The 13,840-nt window shown below is 40.0% G+C and carries 16 protein-coding genes; 12 read left to right on the plus strand and 4 right to left on the minus strand.

What is annotated here, in order from left to right; genetic code table 11:
* Positions 1–22 precede the first annotated feature (22 nt).
* From ACOZIR_RS14175 to ACOZIR_RS14185, 3 genes are all read left to right on the plus strand, one after another.
* Positions 23–1,585 carry a gamma-glutamyltransferase family protein gene (locus tag ACOZIR_RS14175; protein WP_045293208.1) on the plus strand — a complete coding sequence of 521 codons (1,563 nt, stop codon included), beginning with the start codon at positions 23–25 and terminating at the stop codon, positions 1,583–1,585.
* A 20-nt stretch (positions 1,586–1,605) separates the two neighbouring features.
* Positions 1,606–1,809 carry a CapE family protein gene (locus tag ACOZIR_RS14180; protein WP_013082014.1) on the plus strand — a complete coding sequence of 68 codons (204 nt, stop codon included), beginning with the start codon at positions 1,606–1,608 and terminating at the stop codon, positions 1,807–1,809.
* Between the two features lie 124 nt (positions 1,810–1,933).
* On the plus strand, positions 1,934–3,496 hold the full coding sequence (locus tag ACOZIR_RS14185) for a gamma-glutamyltransferase family protein (RefSeq protein WP_310878222.1): 1,563 nt from the start codon (positions 1,934–1,936) through the stop codon (positions 3,494–3,496).
* 26 nt (positions 3,497–3,522) lie between these two features.
* Here the strand turns inward: ACOZIR_RS14185 and ACOZIR_RS14190 are convergent, their stop codons facing one another.
* Positions 3,523–3,972, minus strand: coding sequence for a staygreen family protein (locus ACOZIR_RS14190; protein WP_045293206.1), 450 nt, complete (start codon positions 3,970–3,972; stop codon positions 3,523–3,525).
* A gap of 148 nt (positions 3,973–4,120) precedes the next feature.
* On the opposite strand from ACOZIR_RS14190, the gene ACOZIR_RS14195 reads away from it, so the two are divergent.
* The 3 genes from ACOZIR_RS14195 (at position 4,121) to ACOZIR_RS14205 (ending at position 5,774) form a co-directional block, all read left to right on the plus strand.
* A complete protein-coding gene (locus ACOZIR_RS14195; RefSeq protein ID WP_013055713.1) occupies positions 4,121–4,288 on the plus strand; it encodes a hypothetical protein in 168 nt (55 codons plus the stop codon).
* Positions 4,289–4,511: 223 nt separating this feature from the next.
* Positions 4,512–4,985 (plus strand): hypothetical protein, encoded by a 474-nt coding sequence (locus tag ACOZIR_RS14200; RefSeq protein WP_013055714.1) that lies wholly within the window; start codon positions 4,512–4,514, stop codon positions 4,983–4,985.
* 129 nt (positions 4,986–5,114) lie between these two features.
* Positions 5,115–5,774 (plus strand): haloacid dehalogenase type II, encoded by a 660-nt coding sequence (locus ACOZIR_RS14205; protein ID WP_013082018.1) that lies wholly within the window; start codon positions 5,115–5,117, stop codon positions 5,772–5,774.
* Between the two features lie 30 nt (positions 5,775–5,804).
* Here the strand turns inward: ACOZIR_RS14205 and ACOZIR_RS14210 are convergent, their stop codons facing one another.
* From ACOZIR_RS14210 to ACOZIR_RS14220, 3 genes are all read right to left on the minus strand, one after another.
* Positions 5,805–5,987, minus strand: coding sequence for a CsbD family protein (locus ACOZIR_RS14210; RefSeq protein WP_013082019.1), 183 nt, complete (start codon positions 5,985–5,987; stop codon positions 5,805–5,807).
* Positions 5,988–6,130: 143 nt separating this feature from the next.
* On the minus strand, positions 6,131–6,625 hold the full coding sequence (locus ACOZIR_RS14215) for an NUDIX hydrolase (RefSeq protein WP_328120230.1): 495 nt from the start codon (positions 6,623–6,625) through the stop codon (positions 6,131–6,133).
* A 90-nt stretch (positions 6,626–6,715) separates the two neighbouring features.
* Entirely contained in the window at positions 6,716–8,266 is a 1,551-nt protein-coding gene (locus ACOZIR_RS14220) for a glycoside hydrolase family 10 protein (protein ID WP_045293201.1), read from the minus strand.
* A 215-nt stretch (positions 8,267–8,481) separates the two neighbouring features.
* On the opposite strand from ACOZIR_RS14220, the gene ACOZIR_RS14225 reads away from it, so the two are divergent.
* From ACOZIR_RS14225 to anmK, 6 genes are all read left to right on the plus strand, one after another.
* Positions 8,482–9,336, plus strand: coding sequence for a MurR/RpiR family transcriptional regulator (locus ACOZIR_RS14225; protein WP_045293199.1), 855 nt, complete (start codon positions 8,482–8,484; stop codon positions 9,334–9,336).
* A gap of 14 nt (positions 9,337–9,350) precedes the next feature.
* A complete protein-coding gene (locus ACOZIR_RS14230; RefSeq protein ID WP_028412249.1) occupies positions 9,351–9,656 on the plus strand; it encodes a PTS sugar transporter subunit IIB in 306 nt (101 codons plus the stop codon).
* 80 nt (positions 9,657–9,736) lie between these two features.
* On the plus strand, positions 9,737–11,038 hold the full coding sequence (locus ACOZIR_RS14235) for a PTS sugar transporter subunit IIC (RefSeq protein WP_013082024.1): 1,302 nt from the start codon (positions 9,737–9,739) through the stop codon (positions 11,036–11,038).
* Positions 11,039–11,092: 54 nt separating this feature from the next.
* On the plus strand, positions 11,093–11,359 hold the full coding sequence (locus tag ACOZIR_RS14240) for a hypothetical protein (protein WP_045293197.1): 267 nt from the start codon (positions 11,093–11,095) through the stop codon (positions 11,357–11,359).
* Positions 11,360–11,375: 16 nt separating this feature from the next.
* Positions 11,376–12,692 (plus strand): 6-phospho-beta-glucosidase, encoded by a 1,317-nt coding sequence (locus ACOZIR_RS14245; protein ID WP_045293196.1) that lies wholly within the window; start codon positions 11,376–11,378, stop codon positions 12,690–12,692.
* Position 12,693: 1 nt separating this feature from the next.
* Positions 12,694–13,839 carry an anhydro-N-acetylmuramic acid kinase AnmK gene (gene anmK, locus ACOZIR_RS14250; RefSeq protein ID WP_045293194.1) on the plus strand — a complete coding sequence of 382 codons (1,146 nt, stop codon included), beginning with the start codon at positions 12,694–12,696 and terminating at the stop codon, positions 13,837–13,839.
* Position 13,840: the final 1 nt, after the last annotated feature.

Here is a 13,840-nt window from a genome sequence, read left to right on the forward strand (position 1 = left end):
TCATACACAGAGGAGGTAAAAGATGATAAATAAACGTAATACGATTATTGTTTCCATTGTCATCTTTTCACTCATAGTAGGTGTATGTGTTTATCAATTTATGTTTCCAAAACAAGAATATGCAGTAAGTACTTCAGATCCTCGCGCCACAAAAGTAGGTATGGAAATTCTTAAACAAGGCGGTACAGCAGTTGATGCAGCTATTGCCATTTCCTACACGCTTGGTGTTGTGGAACCGTACGGATCAGGACTTGGGGGAGGCGGAGGAATGCTGATTGATCCAGCAGATGCCTCTCCAACATTTATTGACTACCGAGAAATTGCACCTAAGAATGATAAAGAAGATGAGATTGGCGTACCAGGGTTCGTCGCTGGTATGGATTATATTCAGCATCACTACGGATCTCTGTCGATGAGCAAACTAATCGACCCGGCCATTAACTATGCCGAAAATGGGTACAAAGTGGACAAAGATTTGCACGATAGGCTGGTTTCATACAAAGGAAATGTGAATGAAGATGAAATTCCTAGCTTTTATCCAGATAAGGACGCCATTAACACAGGTGAAATTGTCAAACAGCATGAATTAGCGAACACGTTGCAAAAGATTAAGGAAGAAGGGCCAAATGCTTTTTATAGAGGGAAAATTGCAGACGATATTACAGAAGAAACGAAAGTAAGTCACAAAGACTTGCGAAAGTATGCGCCTGTTGAGCGCAAACCTCTATCAACTAATTATAAAGGTCATCAAATTATTTCAGCACCTCCTCCTTTTGCTGGTGCTACGCTCATTCAAATGTTAAAAATGACGGATCAAGAAGATATTTGGAAGCTGAAGGAATCGCATCCTAGTCTTTATTATCATTTTCTTGGTCAAATTTCAAAAGTAGCTTATCAAGACCGCTTGAAAAAAATTGCCGATCCGGCTTTTATAAAAGAAACGCCAAATGATTGGATCGACGATCATTACGTGCATTTACTTCGTAATAAATTAAATAATACTGAAACAGATCACACCAAAGTAAGCGACGTCGAAGAACATGAAAGTACCACTCATTTTGTTGTGATGGACGGTGAAGGAACCGTTGTATCAACAACGAATACGCTGAGTAATTTCTTCGGCAGCGGTGAATATGTAGATGGGTTCTTTTTAAATAATACGCTCAATACGTTTGGGGAAGGAATTAATAAGCGTCAACCTGGCAAGCGTCCAAGAACATTTACAGCCCCTACCATTATTCGTGAAGGTGATGAATGGGTAATGTCCATTGGCACACCGGGAGGAAATCGCATTCCTCAAGTGTTAACGCAAGTAATTGGGGATTATTTCGAAAACAAAGACTCCATTAAAAACGCAGTAGAAAACAAGCGTGTCATTTTTGATTCTCATAAGTTTTATTCAGAAGCCAAGCTTAAACAGTCAACGAAGGATGGTTTAAAAACGTACGGCTATGACTTAAAAAACAATGATAACGCGATGTTTTACGGAGGCGTTCAAGCTCTTGTGAAAGACTTAAAGAAAAATAAGATTCAAGGTGACGCTGATCCGCGCCGCCACGGTTTATGGGAAAAAAGTACAGACTAACTTAATTGGAGGAATAGAAAATGATCGCAAAACGTATCGTAGGGATTGTAGGACCAATTGCTATTGTAGCAGGAGTAGTAGCAGGACTTGGAGCTTTGAAGCATCCGGCTACTCTTTCAACAGATGAACAGCAAAAAATTGAAAATAACGTAAAAATGATTGAACAAACAAAATCAGCTGCTACAGATGCAGTAAATGATGCTGCGGCAGCCGCTGGAAAATAAATCTTATGCAGTAACAAAAAAGGCATCGTCTAGGACGATGTCTTTTTTGTGTGCAATTTAATGTATGGATAAAAATGAAAGCGCTTCACAAAATATACAGATAAGTAAAAATGGAGGGTAAGATGTGAATAAGAAATTACTGTTGTTTAATATTATTGCTTTTTTATTATTAATTTGCGTTATAGCCGCTTTTTTTATGAGTCAATCGAGTACAGATCTTAGTCCTAAAAAGCTGCTTAAAAAAAATAATGATCATTCTTATGGTGTGAGTTCATCTAATTCTCTGGCAGCAAATGTAGGGATGGACGTATTAAAAGAAGGCGGGAATGCAGTAGATGCGGCTATTGCTATTTCGTATGCCCTGAACGTAGTCGAACCTTTTGGATCTGGAATTGGCGGAGGCGGAGGTATGCTGATCGCCAAAAAAGATCAGCCTGCTACCTTTATCGATTACCGGGAAACCGCTCCAACTTCTATGAGCGGTAAAAACGGCGTGCCGGGATTTGTCGCTGGTATGGAATATATTCAGCAGAAGTATGGCACAAAATCAATGAGTGATTTAATTCAGCCGGCTGTTGAATACGCTGAAAAAGGGTTTGAAGTAGACTCTCTTTTATCTTCTCGATTGTATTATTCTCGAGGAAGGATGGATGTGGATGATCTATCCGCATTTTATCCGAAGGGAGAAGCAATTGAAGAAGGAGAAAAGCTGACGCAGCCAGTGTTGGCTAAAACGTTAATTAAGATTCAGCGAGAAGGTGCATCTGCATTTTATAAAGGAGATGTGGCACAAGATCTTGCTGATGCAACGCCTATTTCTAAAAAAGACCTATCTTCCTATCAAGTAACAGAAACTAAGCCTGTCGTGTCTACTTACAATGGAACAGAAGTGATTTCAGCGCCTCCGCCTTTTTCTGGAATTACACTTATTCAAATGTTAAAAATGGCAGAGACAGAAAATCTTGAAACAATGCCTGACAAAGACTATTACGAAACGATGAACAGAATTAAAAAAGCAGCTTACTCAGACCGATTAAAACAAATCGGAGATCCTGACTTTCATCATCAAAACTCAAGTGAGTTAGTTAGTGATGATTATATAACAAACCTGGTCAATCACCCGACACGTTCTTCAGGTGAAGGCGATGAAGAACACGAAAGTACAACACATTTTGTAGTTATTGATTCAGAAGGAACCGTTGTATCAACAACCAATACGTTAAGTAACTTCTTTGGTACAGGTGAACAAGTTGACGGCTTTTTTCTTAATAACAATGCTGATACGTTTGGAAGCAAAGAACCGAATAATCGTGAGCCAGGAAAAAGAGCAAGAACTTTTACGGCTCCAACTATTATAAGAGAAAAAGGCGAGTGGGCGATGGGAATAGGTTCTCCGGGCGGAACACGGATTCCTCAAATTTTAACTCAGGTACTTTCTAAAAACCTTGAAGGGAATGAACCGCTTCAAGAAGCTGTAAATGAACCGAGATTTATTTTTGACGATTCGACTATTTATGTAGAGCCTGATTTAAATACAAAAAATATTCCTTCTGCGTTTCGAATAGAAACAAAGGAAAGCAACGTCTTTTATGGAGGTATCCAAGCATTAACCATTAATTTTCAAGATAAACAAATGGAAGGAGCGGGAGACCCTAGAAGAAATGGAGTTTGGAAAACAGGAGATTAACGGAGCAAAGGCCCCTTCTCATATGCTTAGGCATAGTGAGAAGGCGTTTGAAAATATCGAATGGAATGAAATTCTTTGTCGCTGGAATGAAAATGTACGTAAATGGGGGAACGATCTAAAGCAGGGTGAGCGTTGAAAAACGTGGCATCACCGTAGCGCAATGCTTTTAGCAAGTAAGGCATTTCTTGTTTGAAAATAGCATAACGAATGGCTTGCACAGACTTTTCCGTCTGTTCATTTCCAATAAATACGTATACATACAGCGTATCAACACCGTCTTTGTGGAGCCATTCGGCAAAAAGCTCATTTCGCTGCTCATTTAATTGATCAACAGCAAACTTTTCATCGATCCAAAGAAATAAATCATCTGTTTGTTCAGAATGAGTGAGCGTATAGCGGCGCCCAATAAAAGGGAAAGTGGGCGTGCTTCCTTGCCGGTATGTAACGCTAAATTGCTGAGGATTAAAAGCAGACAAACGGCATCTTCCTTTCGCGCTTTTAAGTAGTTTATGCATAAAAAAGAGAAATTTCACACATTCGTCAAGAATTTTAAGCTGTTTTTCTTACATGCATACTTATGAAAAAGTTGTTACACTGAAGAAAAGAAATAGTGGGTGATAAAAGATGGAGCCGCTGTATATTGTCTTATCGATTTTTTTAGCAGCAATGCTATCGTATGATATTGCTAAATTTGTTCGAGGGGACCGCCCAGATTGGAAAGAGGGTCTCGTGACCGGCCTTGTGTTCGTAGGCTTTTTAGCAGCCATGCAAATGGCTTTTCACATTGTATAGCGACGAAAAAGGCTGAGACAAATGTATTTTAGTTGAAGGAAGATCCGAACGATGAAACGTTCGGATCTTTTATGGTTAAGTGAACGTAGATTTCATGTATGTAGTTATGTCTCAATCTCTTTTTTTTGAGGATATGCCCCATAAGTTTAGTTCAGCAATACTAAAAAGCCTCGATATCGAATAAGCTGTTGTATACTGCATTTTTGATAAAGGGGCTTTTTACTTGTATCGAAAAAAAACACTGCTTTTGAAGCGAAGTTTAGGAGTAGCTGTGTTTCTTTCTGTTATTGCGCTGGGAATTTGGATGTTTCAATTTACATTCTTTTCTCCGAGTCATCAAGCCAAATCTGCCGTAAAAGAATTTTATACGCTAGAACAGGAAGGGAACTTTTCGGAATCATGGAACCTTTTTCATTCATCCATGAAAAAGAAGTGGACAAAAGGTGCATACATACAAGATCGTGCACACGTATTTCTCAATCATTTTGGGGTAGACACCTTTACGTATTCCATTGAAGATGTTGAAAAAAGAAAGAGCTGGAAGATGGAAAATGATCGTAAAGCGTTTCCTGTTGTTTACGAAATGACCGTTATCCAAACGTATAAAGGGAAATATGGAAACTTTGATTTGGTGCAGAAAGTGTATGCTGTTCGTGAAAAAGGAGAATGGAAAGTCGTGTGGGATTATAAACAGTAGGAGAGCCTGCTGTTTTTTTATCTTCATAAGAAATGAGTATACCTCAGCTGGTAATATGCCTCTTTTTTAACAGAAAAAACGTTATGTTTTTTTACGAGTGGGTAAAATGAAAGAAGGAGGCGAACGCAGATGAAATTTAAAACAATTTTGTTTGATGCATATGGAACACTGTTTGATGTACATACCGTTATTGAAACGTGTGATAAGCTGTATCCGGAACGAGGAGAAAGTATTAGCCATTTATGGCGTTTGAAGCAAATTGAATATGCAATGCAATATCAGCTGATGGGAAGATACGTTGACTTTTATACATTAACAAATCAATCCCTGAAATATGCAGCAGAAGCAAATGATATTGATTTGACGGAACACGAAGAAAAAATGCTGATGAGTGCTTATATGAAGCTGAATGTCTACGATGAGGTCAAAGAGGTGCTCGCCTATTTAAAAGAAAAAGGCTATCGTCTGGCTATTTTTACGAATGGTCCTAAGCACATGATTGATCCGCTTGTTTCTTATCACAACATGAATCATTTATTTGAAGACGTTATTTCCGTAGACGAAATCAAACAGTACAAGCCTACGATGGCAAGCTATCACTATGCAAAAAACAAAATGAACGCAAAAAGAGAAGAAGTATTATTTTTGTCATCGAATACATGGGATATTGCCGGTGCTAAAAACTACGGGTTCGCAACGGCTTGGGTCAACCGAAAAGGAAATGTAGCTGAACATAAAGAATTGCAGCCAAACGTAATCATTAAAAGCTTAAATCAGCTTATTAAATAAAAAAAGAACGAGCATAAGCTCGTCCTTTTTTTATTTATTGCTAAATGTATCTTTTGTTTCGCCTACTGCTTTTTGAGCATTTCCTTTTGTTTTCTCAGCTTTTCCTTCACGCTGAAGGTCGCGGTTATTCGTTGCATTTCCAACTTGATCTTTTACTTCACCTTTAGCTTTTGATACGTTTCCTTTAACTTTATCTCCTAAACCTTTACTCATGTTAATCTTCCTTTCTATTAGTGATTAAGTAGTGTTACTTGTCTGTTCCACCATTAGAAAGAAATTAAACATATTTTCTGATTTTGACCTAAACAGAAGCTAAGCCTGCGATATTCAGCAGTAATGTTTAGTCACTATCATCATTATCGTTCGGAGGTTTTAAGTTCCCATTCATCATAAATCTGAGATTCATAAGGCCATGATAATAAGCTTAAAGATTCCACTGCTTTTAGAACAAGAGGAGAAGCATTATTGATGTTAAGATCTTGCGGTGCGATCCACAATGCTTCCAAAGAATCTTGTCCTTCAAACTGGACCGGGTTGGAAAGAAGCTCACCGCCGGCAATGTCTACGTGATAAAAAACGGCAATGTGATGTACATGGGTAAATTCTTTCCACTTACAGGGATACTGAAAATCCGTTGTACCCGCTTGAGAAATAATAGTAATTTTAAAGCCCGTTTCTTCACTAAATTCTCTTTTCATCGCATCTGTTAATGTTTCACCGTGTTCTAGCTGTCCGCCTGGCAAATCAAAGCGATGAATATACGGCCCTCTATTTTTTCTGATAACAAGCAGCTTGTTATCTCGCATACAAATTCCATATACGCCAAAGGCGCGGTCATAGTTTGGTTCCATCTTTTTTTCACTACTTTCTATAACAGAATGGCTTGATAAAGCATCATTTGATTTCTTTATCCTACCATACATTTTGCTATAGAACCTTTTTTAATGAGATGCTTTTACAGTAAGCGTGCGGGAAACAGCACTTTCGTTATGCAAACGGTCAACAGAGGTTACAACATATGTGTATGTTTGATTTTTGAGTGCGCTTTGATCTGCAAACAATTGTGTTTCTCCTGTTTTCCGAACGGTCGTCAGCAAGTTTTCTGCGTTGTGGATTTCGCCTCGTTTATTGCCCTGGAAGCGATAAATGGCATAATATGCGGAATCATTCTGCTGATGATCTCGAATTTCAAACGCCGCTTCTTTTGTATGAGGGCCCGCGTTTTTTAATTTTGGTGCTTTTGGGGCCGTATCATCAAGCCAAGGCATTGACGGAATAAGAGCAGGATGTTTATAAATATCGTTTTGCAGCTTGTCTTTTATTCCTAGTGGGTTTCGGTTCAAATCTTTCAGGCTAAAATGCATGCTCCCGTGTACTTCTGGAAATTGGTGATTCAGGGCAATTTGCCTTGGATACTCATCGGGATCAGACCATGCCTCTACCGCGTTGTTATTAATTTTGTAAGCAGCTTGTCCAATATAAAGGTGGACTGGCTTTCCGTGAACTTCATCTCTCCACCAGTTGAGCAGCGTATCGTAGGCAGCGGGTTCAAATCCGATATTCCAATAAATTTGCGGAGTGATGTAATCAATGTATCCATTTTGAATCCACGTACGCGTATCGGCATACAAATCATCGTAGTTTGTTTGTCCAGCAGTAGTCTTAGAGCCAGTTGGATCATTAGCAATGTTTCTCCATACGCCGAACGGACTGATACCAAATTTTACGTATGATTTTGTTCTTTTAATAGACGTATTTAAATCTCGAACAAGCTGATTAACATTGTCACGTCGCCAGTCTTCAATATTCGAAAATGTTTGAGCACCGTAGGTTTCATATGTTTTTTGGTCTGGGAACGTTTGCCCTGCAATTTTATAAGGATAAAAATAATCGTCCATATGAACAGCATCAATATCATAGTTTCTTACGACTTCGAGCACTTCTTCAATAATAAAATTTTTCACTTCTGGAATACCTGGGTTGTAGTAGAGTTGTTTTCCGTAGGAGACGACCCAATCAGGATGTTGTTTGGCAGGATGATTATCGGCAAGTTTGTTTAAATCAGTATGATTCATGGTAATGCGGTAAGGGTTAAACCATGCGTGGAATTCTAAGTTGCGCTTATGTGCTTCCTCCACCATAAAAGCTAGAGGATCGTAGCCGGGATCTTTTCCTTGTGTACCCGTTAAATATTCTGACCACGGGCCATATTTCGACGGATAAAAGGAATCAGCGGTAGGTTTAATTTGAACGACCACAGCATTCATCCCCATTTTTTTGACTTCATCTAGCAAATAGGCAAACTCTTTTTTCTGCTGCTCAACCGGAAGACCAGGCTGAGAAGGCCAGTCAATATTGTATACGCTTGCAATCCAAGCGGCTCGAAGCTCCCGCTTTTGATACGTGGTAGGTACGTCTGCTTTAGCAGGTAACGCGCTCGAACAAAACAGCAGCAAAAACAGGACGCCTCCAATCCATTTTTTAATATGCATATTCGTTCCTCCTTCTTTTTGGGTTGAGATAAAATTTCTTTCATAATATAGCATGCGGTCGTTATATTCACAATAGATTTTAATAAAATATTCTGAAAAATAAAATAAAGTTTTAAAAATATCAGAAAAATATTGAAATTAAACTTCAGAAAAAATATAATAATGGTAATTTAAAGAATATTTTAGAAATACGTTACTTAACGATGGAGGAATTCATGCGCCAATTTTCCGTACTTACTTTAATCGATGCACAAATGAATCATTACAGTCCTGCTGAAGGAAGAGTAGCTGATTACGTGTTAGAAAATCCTACGACCACGTTGAACTTAACGACCAAACAGCTAGCTAAGCAGTGTCAGTGCAGCGAGGCTACGATTATCCGCTTTTGTCAGCGTGTAGGAATCAATAGTTTTAAAGAATTAAAGATTGAATTAGCAAAAGATGCCCATAAGGTGAATAACGAGCAGCTGCCCAATCTTCCGGTTAATTTCGAAGACGAGACCGAAGCCGTGCTTGAAAAAGTCATGAGCAAAAGTATGAGTGCACTTATGAATACGAGTCGATTAGTGAGTTCTTCTGCAATTGATGCAGCTGCGGAAGCTATTCATGGAGCGAAGCGAGTGTTTTTATACGGAGCAGGGGGATCATCTGTAGTTGCGCTAGATGCGCAGTATAAACTGCTTCGAATTGATATTTCAGCGCTGTTTTCATTAGATAGTCATGTTCAAATGGTGATGGCTACAAACATGACAAAAGAGGATGTGCTGTTTGTAGTATCGACTTCCGGTCAAACAAAAGAAGTAGTGGAGCTGATGCAAATAGCCAAAGATAAAGGAGCAGTCGTTATTTTGCTAACGCAGCACGGGTCATCGCCAGCTTCTAAATTAGCTGATATTCTGCTGACTATTTCAGTAGAAGAACAGCATATCCGAATTGGAACGATGAGCGCTCGTATTGCTCAGTTAGCCGTTGTAGATGCGATGTTTATACGGTTATGTATTCAAAAAGGCAATCAAGTATTTGAACGCATAATCGATACACATAATGTAATTCAAAAAATAAAGAGGTAGGGGGAAACGAGAAAATGAAGGTATTGTTTGTATGTTCTGGAGGAATGTCAAGTGCGATTGTGGTAAAAGCGTTAAAAACGGAAGCACAAAAGCACGGAACGGATATGGAAGTGCTGGCAATTGGGACAAATGAAGTGGCAGAAGAAATTCAAAAAGGCTGGGATGTTGTAATGGTTGCACCGCAGATTCGCCACCGGTTTAACGCAGTGAAAGCGGAAGCGGATAAAGCTTCTGTTCCGTGCGGGCCGATTCCGCCGCAGGCTTATACGCCGCTTGGAGGTCCGACGCTTTATAAAACGGTTCAACAGCTCGTTAGCTGAGGAAAGCAGGTGTATTCCTGCTTTTTAAATAGAAAAGGGGTTTATTACACAAGGGGAGAACATGGAGGGGGAAAGGGTATATGAGCAAATTTGTGTCGTTTTTAGAGAACAATTTATCAGGACCTATGGCCAGGCTATCAGAACAGCGGCATCTTCAAGCCATTCGTGATGGCGTTATTTCCGCTTTGCCGTTTATCATTATCGGAAGTTTTTTCTTGATTCTAGCATTTCCGCCTGTGCCGCAAGACAGCACAATTGCAAAATGGGCAGCTGATAACAGCGCCAATATTTTAATACCGTATCGAGTCACGATGTTTATTATGTCTTTATATATAGCTTTTGGGATAGGGTACAACTTGTCCAAAAGCTATAATCTCGATCCGCTGTCAGGAGCGCAAATTGCAGTAGCTGCACTACTTCTTACGGTGACTCCAAAGCTGATTGAAGAAGAAGGGTTTATGCTTCCAATGACAAACCTTGGAGGTCACGGTTTATTTGTAACGATGATTGTATCGATTTTGTCGGTGGAGATTCTCAGGTTTTGTAAAGCAAAAAATGTCACCATTAAAATGCCGGAACAAGTGCCGCCTTCGGTATCACGGTCTTTTGAAGCGCTCATTCCGGTTGCAATTGTTGTTGTACTTATGACGATTATTACCATTGTTTTAGGTATCGATCTTCACCATTTAGTTGATAAACTAGTTGCTCCGCTTGTAGAAGCTGGAGATAGTTTAGCAGGAGTGTTAATACCGGTTTTCTTAATTACGTTTTTCTGGTCATTTGGAATCCACGGCGTCTCTGTTGTTGGGACAGTGGCACGGCCTGTATGGGAAGTGTATTTAGCGAAAAATGCTGAAGCGGTAGCAGACGGAGCTTCAACGCTTCCATATATTGCACCCGAAACGTTCTTTCAGTGGTTTGTGTGGATCGGAGGATCTGGAGCGACGCTGGGCCTTGCTTTAGCGATGCTGTTTTTCTCAAAATCTAAATATTCGAAAGCGCTTTCTAGAACATCTTTTATTCCAGCGGTTTTTAATATTAACGAGCCAATTATTTTCGGTCTGCCAATTGTCTTAAATCCTATTTTAATTATTCCATTTATCATTATCCCGATTATTACAACAATCATTTCATACGCAGCAACGGCGACAGGCCTTATTACTCCAACCTACGTAATGGTTCCTTGGACGCTTCCAGCGCCAATTGGAGCTTATCTGTCGACAGGGGGGGACTGGCGGGCGGTTGTGCTAGTCGTTATTAATATTGCTATTTCTGTTGTCATTTATCTCCCGTTCTTTAAAATGTACGACCGAAAGATGGTTGAAATGGAAAAAAGCGATGAAGCAACGGTTGCACCATCCGATAGTTCAGTTCAAATGTAAAAAAAGAGAAGCCAACTTGTTTGGCTTCTATCTCTTTAATAGGAGTGGAGATCAATGTTTGTTCGGTTTCGATATAAAACCGTGTTTTTATTTCTGCTAACCATGGTTCTTTGCAACGTTATTTTTACACCTTTGCTGCAGTATGCTGGTTTATCAGCACAGCATAGTTTATTTGTCATTACAAGTCTATCAGCAGCGCTGCTTACAACATTTATTTCCGTTCGGCTTTCAACCGCAGCTTTATCTAAAACTGCCGTTTGTACCCGCTTTGTTTTGCTTGGAGCAGGGTGCACAGCCGTTACATATTTAGCCGTTTTTTAACAAGGAGGGGCAAAAAATGAAAGTGGTGACAATAGGGGGAGGATCAAGCTATACACCTGAATTGGTCGAAGGGTTTATTAAACGATATGATGAGCTTCCGATTCGAGAGCTATGGCTTGTAGATGTTGAAGAAGGAAAAGAGAAGCTTGAAATTGTAGGAGCACTCGCAAGGAGAATGGTCAAAAAAGCAGGTGTTGATATGAAAATTCATTTAACGCTTGATCGAAAAAAGGCATTAATAAATGCTGATTTTGTAACAACACAGCTTAGAGTAGGTCAGCTTGATGCGCGTATTCAAGATGAGCGTATCCCTCTTAAGTACGGAATGATTGGTCAAGAGACAAACGGGGCGGGAGGATTATTCAAGGGCTTGCGAACAATCCCGGTTTTGTTGAAAATTGCCGAGGAAATACACGAAATTTGTCCAAACGCCTGGCTTATTAATTTTACGAACCCTGCAGGTATGGTAACGGAGGCGCTGCTTCGCTACGGAAAGCATTCTAAAATAGTAGGAGTTTGCAACCTGCCTGTACATATGACAAACTCGATTGCCAGCTTGCTTCAAATAGAAAAAGAAGATGTGTACATTGAATTTGCAGGATTAAATCACTTGGTATATGGACTGCATGTGTATGTCAAAGGAAAGAAAGTAACGCAAGAAGTTATTCGCCGATTAAGTGATCCAAAGTCCCAAGTAACAATGAAAAACATAGCTCCTATTCCGTGGCAACCGGATTTTTTGGAAGCTCTCGGCGTGATTTTATGTCCTTATCACCGCTACTACTATAAAACAAAAGAAATATTAGCAGAAGAGCTTCTGGCCTTTCAGTCAGGTGCCACGCGCGCTGAAGTGGTCAAAGTATTAGAAGCAGAGCTTTTCGAACTCTACAAAAATCCAAATCTAGAAATGAAGCCTCCGCAGCTGGAAAAACGAGGAGGAGCCTATTACAGCGATGCCGCATGTAATTTAATTTCATCCATTTACAACGATAAAGGTGATATTCAAACAGTAAATGTAAAAAACAACGGCGCGATTTCTTCACTGCCGAATGAATCAGCGGTTGAATTAAACTGTATCATAACAAAACAAGGACCGGTACCGCTTGCTGTTGGTGAACTTCCTGTAGAAGTGAACGGACTTGTGCAGCAAATTAAATCGTTTGAACGAGTAGGAGCAGAAGCTGCCGTTACAGGATCTTATGAAAAAGCACTTGTTGCCCTGACCATTAATCCGCTTGTTTCAAGTGACGAACTGGCTAAGGCGGTCTTAGATGAACTGCTTCAAGCTCATCGCAAGTATTTACCCGCTTTTTTTAAGGAAGTGAATGCGTAGTATGTATGCTGTGGGACTTATGTCAGGAACGTCACTTGATGGAATTGATGCGGCTCTTGTTCAAATTGAAGGAAGCGGCTATGAAAGTAAAGTTACGCTTCTTCATTTCATTACTATGCCGTTTTCTTCTCAGTTAAAAAAGGAAATTGAACAGGCCATTTCTGTTGAATCTTCAAATGTGCAGCTGATCTGTAGCTTAAATTTTAAACTGGGCTATGCATTTGCAGATGCAGTGAAAAGAGTGTGCCAAGAAGCCGGTTTTTCTCTTGAACATGTAGATGTCATCGGATCGCATGGGCAAACCATTTACCACCAGCCTTATGCTTCAGGAAATACAGCAATGTCTACCCTGCAAATTGGAGAGCCCGCTGTTATTGCCTATGAAACCAAAACGAAGGTAGTGGCAAACTTCAGGGTGATGGACATGGCAGCGGGCGGGCAAGGTGCTCCGTTAGTTCCTCATACGGAACGGATTTTGTATGGCCACAGTGACCGTACAAGGCTGCTTCAAAACATTGGAGGCATTGGGAATGTAACGTTGATTCCGCCAAAACACTCTCCTATACCCGTAGTAGCTTTTGATACGGGGCCGGGAAATATGATGATAGATGAAGCGTGTCAGCAGCTTTTTAATGTTTCATTTGATGGAAATGGGCGTTTAGCAGCTGGCGGAACTATTATTTCAGAGCTTTTAGAAGACTGTATGAATCATGATTACATGAAGCTTTCTCCTCCTAAATCGACGGGAAGAGAACTGTTCGGTACACAGTACACAAGGAGACTGCTAGAGAAATATAGCAAACATAAAAAAGAAGATTTGCTGGCTACGATTACTATGTTCACGGCATCATCCATTGTACATCACTATGAGACATTTATTTTTCCTGCCTATTCTATTGACGAAGTGATTATTGGAGGAGGAGGAAGCTATAACAATACGCTGATGGATATGATTAAAACCAAGCTAGGAAAGCGGTGCCGTGTGTATACCCAAGAAGAAATAGGAATGTCTTCAGAAGCAAAAGAAGCCGTAGCTTTTGCGGTGCTCGCAAATGAAACACTTTTAGGTTATCCAAGCAATGTACCAAGCGCAACCGGCGCCTTGTCTCCTGTAATATTAGGAAACATTACGCCTGTGCCACTATAAA

The sequence above is a fragment of the Priestia sp. D3YE.R1 genome (genome assembly GCF_049199565.1).
GTDB classification, from domain to species: domain Bacteria; phylum Bacillota; class Bacilli; order Bacillales; family Bacillaceae_H; genus Priestia; species Priestia aryabhattai.

Coding starts and splice junctions, on each gene's coding strand:
- ACOZIR_RS14175 (WP_045293208.1), top strand. CDS start 23: ATGATAAATAAACGTAATACGATTATTGTTTCCATTGTCATCTTTTCA.
- ACOZIR_RS14180 (WP_013082014.1), top strand. CDS start 1,606: ATGATCGCAAAACGTATCGTAGGGATTGTAGGACCAATTGCTATTGTA.
- ACOZIR_RS14195 (WP_013055713.1), top strand. CDS start 4,121: ATGGAGCCGCTGTATATTGTCTTATCGATTTTTTTAGCAGCAATGCTA.
- ACOZIR_RS14205 (WP_013082018.1), top strand. CDS start 5,115: ATGAAATTTAAAACAATTTTGTTTGATGCATATGGAACACTGTTTGAT.
- ACOZIR_RS14210 (WP_013082019.1), bottom strand. CDS start 5,987: ATGAGTAAAGGTTTAGGAGATAAAGTTAAAGGAAACGTATCAAAAGCT.
- ACOZIR_RS14215 (WP_328120230.1), bottom strand. CDS start 6,625: ATGGAACCAAACTATGACCGCGCCTTTGGCGTATATGGAATTTGTATG.
- ACOZIR_RS14220 (WP_045293201.1), bottom strand. CDS start 8,266: ATGCATATTAAAAAATGGATTGGAGGCGTCCTGTTTTTGCTGCTGTTT.
- ACOZIR_RS14225 (WP_045293199.1), top strand. CDS start 8,482: ATGCGCCAATTTTCCGTACTTACTTTAATCGATGCACAAATGAATCAT.
- ACOZIR_RS14230 (WP_028412249.1), top strand. CDS start 9,351: ATGAAGGTATTGTTTGTATGTTCTGGAGGAATGTCAAGTGCGATTGTG.
- ACOZIR_RS14235 (WP_013082024.1), top strand. CDS start 9,737: ATGAGCAAATTTGTGTCGTTTTTAGAGAACAATTTATCAGGACCTATG.
- ACOZIR_RS14240 (WP_045293197.1), top strand. CDS start 11,093: ATGTTTGTTCGGTTTCGATATAAAACCGTGTTTTTATTTCTGCTAACC.
- ACOZIR_RS14245 (WP_045293196.1), top strand. CDS start 11,376: ATGAAAGTGGTGACAATAGGGGGAGGATCAAGCTATACACCTGAATTG.
- anmK (WP_045293194.1), top strand. CDS start 12,694: ATGTATGCTGTGGGACTTATGTCAGGAACGTCACTTGATGGAATTGAT.